The sequence below is a fragment of the Enterobacter cloacae complex sp. P15RS genome (assembly GCF_014895905.1).
Lineage (GTDB): Bacteria > Pseudomonadota > Gammaproteobacteria > Enterobacterales > Enterobacteriaceae > Enterobacter > Enterobacter quasihormaechei.
This window is the reverse complement of sequence record NZ_JADBQL010000035.1, coordinates 1-5,724: the sequence shown is the minus strand read 5'-3', so window position 1 is coordinate 5,724 and position 5,724 is coordinate 1. Positions and strand designations below refer to the sequence as shown.

Sequence of the window (5,724 nt, the reverse complement as noted above, 5' to 3'; positions counted from 1 at the left end):
ATGTACCTGTTAGTGAAGGCAAAGATCCACGCTGGTTTCTGGAACAGCTGGACAGCGCCCGCCTGGGGCTGGGCGGGTGGGGCGCCGTTGCCAGGAAGCTGAACCTGAATGATGCGGAAATGACGGCCTTTACGCTGCAATTACGCTTGCTTCAGCAGCGCGTCCCCCAGTATGAAAGCGGGCAGGACGTCAGCGAAAACCAGCTGATTGCGGCGATGCGCTTTGTAACCGCCCTTGAATATCTGCGTTTGCAACAGCCCCTCCTGACCTACGATACCGGGATGGCGCCAGAGCAGGCGAGCCAGCTTCAGGCGCAGAAACAGGTGCGAGCCATCGAGCTAATGATAAAAGGCCTGATACAGCAGGCGTGGCCCGATCCGACGCGGCTGAATAATCATCTTAAGACCTTGTTTAACGCCGATCGCGTGCGTCGCTGGCTGAAAAACGGTGAAATTAACGATGTGCTGAGCGGCATGTTGTTCAGCGAGCTGGCCCAGATGCTGGTGGATAAAAAAGAATTTAGCCGCTACTACGCGTCGCTGTTTAACGACCCGGACATGCTGACGCTGCTGGTAGAGCCTCGCAAAACGCTGCAAACCTTCCTCGAGGATATCCGTCAAATCCGCAACAGCATCACCGTGCAGCAGCCGTTAAGCGGGGCGCAAATCCAGCTGCTCGACAGCTATTACACGCAGATAACCCGCTCCGTTCAGCGCGCGTTTGAGGAAGGGCGAACACGCATTAACCCGGCGGCGCTCATGGCGGTGGAGGAAAGCGAGCTGCACGCGTTCTGGGAAAAGGCGCAGAAAAGGGATCGCACCACGGGTGGCGATCTTTTTGAAGTACGCGACAGCATCGAGAAACCGACCCAGCGCGCCGCGCGAACGCCCGAGCAGCGCGAACAGCTGATTTCCGGCGTGCTGTGGGGAGCGGTTGGCATGATGGTTATCGCGATTATCGTGGGGGGAGCCTGGCTGGTAACCAGCAGTAAACCGCAGCCGGCTGTGGCCAGTTCGGCATCTCCCGCGCCGGTGCAGGAGATGCGCGAAACGCCTTCCTCGCGAGAAACGCTGACGCGTATGGGCGTGACCTGGGATGAAAACAACTTCCGTTCAGCTATCAGCCGCAACGATACCCGCGTGGCGCTCCTGTTCTTGCAGGGCGGGATGGACTGGAAAGTGTCATGGACAGAAGAGGCGTTATCAGCAGGCTACGACGACGTGCTGGAAGTGATGCTGCGCTACCGCCTGCAAATGACAGAGCAAAAGCCCTGCCGACGCTTTATTAACACGCTTAGCCATGCGATGGCGAACGGCGAATCGCTGACGTCTATGCGCAAGCAGTACCTGAAAGCGTTCTGTACCGTCCCGGCAGTGGTGAAACGCCAACAGCATGATGCGGATATGGCCACGCGCCGCGCTAAATCTCAGCCGGATGCCACCACAAAAAAATGGCAGTCCATCCAGACTGCCATTTATGAGGTGATCCGCTGATTATTTTTCCCCCTCTCCCCTGAGGAGAGAGGGCGAGGGGAGAGGCTCAGGGCTCCCCATACAACCCAATCAACCGCCGCACCACGCCATTGGTCCAGCCGAAGCCATCCTGCAACGGATACTCCCCCCCGCCACCTTCGCGTGGCGTGCTGCTGGCGATGTGGTACTTCTCAATCAGCTTATGATGGGTTTTATAGTAATGGTTCACCGTGTGCAGCCAGCTCCAGGCGATCTCATCTCCCAGCGAGTCGTTGCCGTACTGTTTGAACCCCTGAATGGCCATCCATTGCAGCGGCGCCCAGCCGTTCGGCTTATCCCACTGCTCGCCTGTTTCATATTCGGTGGCGAGGATCCCGCCCGGTGTGAGCAGACGTGCTTTAACGGCATCGGACAGCCGCTCCGCCTGCTCATGCGTCGCCATGCCCACGTACAGCGGCACAATGCTGGCCGCAGAGAAGAGCGCCAGCGCTTCACGCCGCCAGTCGTAATCGCGATAACAGCCGTTCTCGTCATCCCACAGATAGCGGTTCACCGCCGCGCGGCGGTCGCTGGCTTTCTGACGAAACAGATCGGAGGTCTCTTTATCCCCTTTCGATGCTGAGATATTGGCAATAGCGCTCTCCAGCTTGAACAGGAACGCGTTCAAATCGATGGGGATAAATTGCGTCGTGCGGATGCTGGCCAGCCGCGCCGGATCGCGCAGCCAGCGGGACGAGTAATCCCAGCCGGAGGCTGCCCCGGCGCGCAGGTCGCGATACACCTCGTTCGGTGGACGACCAGAATGTCGGGCGGTTTCAACGTCCTCAATCCAGGATTCATCCCGCGGCGTATCGCGATCGTCCCAGTAACGGTTAAGCAGGGAGCCGTCCGGCATGCGAACCGCACTGCGATAGGCCTGATTGAGCAGCAGCGATTCTGCCCCGTCCATCCAGAAGGCATACTCCATCTTGAGGTGTTCAAGATAGCGCTTTGCCCCGCGCACGCCGTCCTCTTCAAACAGCTCCACCATCAGCGCAAATACCGGCGGCTGGGAGCGGCTGAGGTAGTAGGTACGGTTGCCGTTCGGGATATGGCCATAGCGCTCAATCAGCCAGGCGAAGTTATCGGCCATGCATTTCAGCAAATCGTTACGACCGCTTTCTGCCAGCCCCAGCATGGAGAAGTAGGAGTCCCAGTAGTAGGTCTCGCTGAAGCGACCACCGGGCACAATATAGGCCTGCGGCAGCGCCAGCAGTGACGACCACGGGATGTGATCCTGCGGCTCGCGCGTCAGCACCGGCCACAGGTTATCAATGTGTTCTTTCAGGGAGAAGCCGGGATCAGAGACGTACTCTTTGCTGTAATCCTCCGGCAGCCAGAAGTGATTCTCCACAAAGCGCGCCAGGTCGAAATCACGGTGACGACGCACCTTGCGGTAGCGAATCAGGATATCCAGCGGATCCATCTTCGGCGCACAGTCGGGGAAGGTTTTGCTGTCCGCAAACAGCCGCGACGACTGGACGTGTTCAAACAGTTCAAGGTAGCGGTCTGCGGGCGTGAGGGCATCGGACGCCGGCAGCCCTTCAATCATTTCCGGTTCCGGCTCTGCCTCGATCATCTCATCCAGTTTTAACTCACAGGGATCGGTTTCGTAGCGCAGCTCTTCTGCAATTTCGAACTCGATTTCCTCGGCAGTCTGTAGTTTCTGGTTGAACATGGTGATAAAGACCTCCGGTTATGTGTTCTCAAAGACTGGTTTTTCCGGGCGTCCTATAAGCGTAGACATTCGCTTCGGTAGATGTGGGGGGATATGTGCGGTAGATCACTATTTTCGGAGCATTCGTTTTGCAACGATTTGTGAATGTTAATGAAAAATGCCCCTCCGGGGAGGGGCATCAGGCTTAACGCATGGTCACAAATTCTTCTGCCGCCGTCGGGTGGATCGCGACGGTGTTATCGAAGTCTTTCTTGGTTGCGCCCATCTTCAGCGCCACCGCGAAGCCTTGCAGGATCTCGTCCATGCCAAAGCCAATGCCGTGGATACCGACGATCTTCTCGTCCGGGCCCACGCAGACCAGCTTCATGCGGCACGGCTGACGGTGTGAGGTGACTGCGGTATACATTGCGGTAAACGCCGATTTGTACACTTTCACCTGGTCATCGCCGTACTGCTCGCGCGCCTGCGGCTCGGTTAAGCCAACGGTGCCGATGGGCGGGTGGCTGAAGACCACGGTCGGGATGTTACTGTAATCCAGGTGCTCGTCCGGCTTGTTGTTAAACAGGCGCTCGGAAAGGCGACGGCCTGCGGCAACGGCAACCGGCGTCAGTTCGACGGCACCGGTGTTATCCCCGACGGCATAAATGCCCGGTACGCTGGTGTTCTGGAACTTATCAACGACGATATACCCTTTTTCATTGGTTTTCACGCCAGTTGCGGCCAGGTTGAAGTTGTCGGTTTCCGGTTCACGACCAATCGCCCAGATCAGGCAGTCAACGGTCTGGCTGCGGCCATCTTCCAGCTCCAGCGTCAGGCTGCCGTCTGCATTTTTAACGACCGCTTTTGGCACGGCGTTGGTGTGCAGCGTTGGGCCTTCGGCATTCATCACCTCAACCAGCGTCTCGACGATCAGCGGGTCGAAGCTGCGCAGCGGCGCGTGTTTACGCACGAACAGGTGCGCCTCTGCGCCCAGGCCGTTAATCACGCCAGCCAGCTCAACCGCGATGTAACCTGCGCCCACAATGGCCACGCGCTCAGGCAGAGCTGGCAGCTCGAAGAATCCGTCGGAGTCGATACCGTATTCCGCGCCCGGAATGTTCGGGTGGCTCGGACGGCCGCCGGTGGCGATCAGGATGTGATCGGCAGTGATCGTCTCGCCGTTCACTTCGATCGTTTTCGCATCCACGAAACGGGCGAAGCCGCGGATCACGTCAACGTTATTCTTGCCCAGCACGTTGTCGTAGGAGGTGTGAATACGATCGATGTAGGCGGTACGGCTGGCGATCAGCTTGTCCCAGTCAAAGTGGTTGATGGTGGTGTCAAAACCGTAGTCCGGGCCATACATATGAATAGCTTCACGGATTTGCGCGGCATGCCACATCACTTTCTTCGGTACACAACCGACGTTCACGCAGGTGCCGCCGAGCGCTTTGGCTTCAATCAGCGCACACTTCTGGCCGTACATGGCCGCACGGTTAATGGAGGCGATGCCGCCGCTGCCGCCGCCGATTGCGATGTAGTCATAATGCCTGGTCATAGTTTTTGTCCTTAATCGTGAATTGCCGCGATTGTATACCTGAAATCAATAGTTTCCACCGATGGCTGCAATTACTCCGGCACGATCCAGCTTACGGTGGCGTGCCCTGTTCCGGCAGGCACCAGCGTTTTGTGCAGCCACGGCAGCACGTTGTTCATCTGCGCTTCCAGCTTCCACGGCGGGTTAATCACAATCATGCCGGAAGCGGTCATGCCACGCTGGTCGCTGTCGGGGCGCACCGCCAGCTCAATTTGCAGGATTTTACGAATGCCGGTCGCTTCCAGATCCTTAATCATGCGTTTAATCTGCGCGCGCAGCACCACCGGATACCACAGGGCATAGGTTCCGGTCGCAAAGCGTTTGTAACCTTCGTTGATGCCGGTCACCACCGCCTGATAGTCGGTTTTGATTTCGTACGGCGGGTCGATCAGCACCAGGCCGCGACGGGAAACCGGCGGCAGCTTGGCTTTCAGCTGCTGGTAACCGTCGGCTTTGTCCACGCGGGCGCGGTTATCTTTCTGAAACTCAGAGCGCAGCAGCGGGAAATCGCTCGGGTGCAGTTCGGTCAGCTGGAGGCTGTCCTGCTCGCGCAGCAGCTGACGGGCAATCAGCGGAGAGCCCGGGTAGTAACGCAGCTGGCCGTTGCGGTTAAAGTGATTCACCACGCCGATGTACGGCTCCAGCTCGGCAGGCAGATCGTCCTGCTGCCAGATACGCGCAATCCCTTCCAGATATTCACCGGTACGCTCGGCATGCTCGCCGCTCAGCTGATAACGGCCCGCGCCCGCGTGGGTGTCCAGATAGAGAAACGGTTTATCCTTCTCTTTGAGCGATTCGATGATCAGGCTCTGAACGGTGTGTTTAAGGACGTCGGCATGGTTGCCAGCGTGGAAGCTGTGGCGATAACTGAGCATGGGTAATGATATTCCGCTGAATTGACGATTTGCCACAGTTTACAGCAGAACGGCAAAGATTACCCGCAGGCCCGGTAAGCGCAG

Annotated in this window: 4 protein-coding genes; 1 reads left to right on the top strand and 3 read right to left on the bottom strand. The window is 58.0% G+C overall.

Features of this window, described 5'->3' with window-relative positions:
* Window positions 1-1,493 (top strand): STY4199 family HEPN domain-containing protein (locus tag IM267_RS18950; RefSeq protein WP_193034057.1); only part of this gene is annotated, 1,493 nt, incomplete at its 5' end.
* Window positions 1,494-1,539: 46 nt separating this feature from the next.
* On the opposite strand, the gene IM267_RS18945 is transcribed toward IM267_RS18950, so the two are convergent.
* From IM267_RS18945 to IM267_RS18935, 3 genes are all read right to left on the bottom strand, one after another.
* Window positions 1,540-3,189: an alpha,alpha-trehalase gene (locus IM267_RS18945; protein WP_193034056.1), complete on the bottom strand. Its 1,650-nt coding sequence runs from the start codon at window positions 3,187-3,189 to the stop codon at window positions 1,540-1,542.
* A 184-nt stretch (window positions 3,190-3,373) separates the two neighbouring features.
* Window positions 3,374-4,726 (bottom strand): glutathione-disulfide reductase, encoded by a 1,353-nt coding sequence (gorA, locus tag IM267_RS18940; protein ID WP_063450012.1) that lies wholly within the window; start codon window positions 4,724-4,726, stop codon window positions 3,374-3,376.
* Between the two features lie 71 nt (window positions 4,727-4,797).
* On the bottom strand, window positions 4,798-5,640 hold the full coding sequence (locus IM267_RS18935) for a 23S rRNA (adenine(2030)-N(6))-methyltransferase RlmJ (protein WP_006808562.1): 843 nt from the start codon (window positions 5,638-5,640) through the stop codon (window positions 4,798-4,800).
* Window positions 5,641-5,724: the final 84 nt, after the last annotated feature.

What these genes read in the sequence shown, in the direction of transcription:
- IM267_RS18945 (WP_193034056.1), bottom strand. Translation starts at nt 3,189, where the DNA reads ATGTTCAACCAGAAACTACAGACTGCCGAGGAAATCGAGTTCGAAATT.
- gorA (WP_063450012.1), bottom strand. Translation starts at nt 4,726, where the DNA reads ATGACCAGGCATTATGACTACATCGCAATCGGCGGCGGCAGCGGCGGC.
- IM267_RS18935 (WP_006808562.1), bottom strand. Translation starts at nt 5,640, where the DNA reads ATGCTCAGTTATCGCCACAGCTTCCACGCTGGCAACCATGCCGACGTC.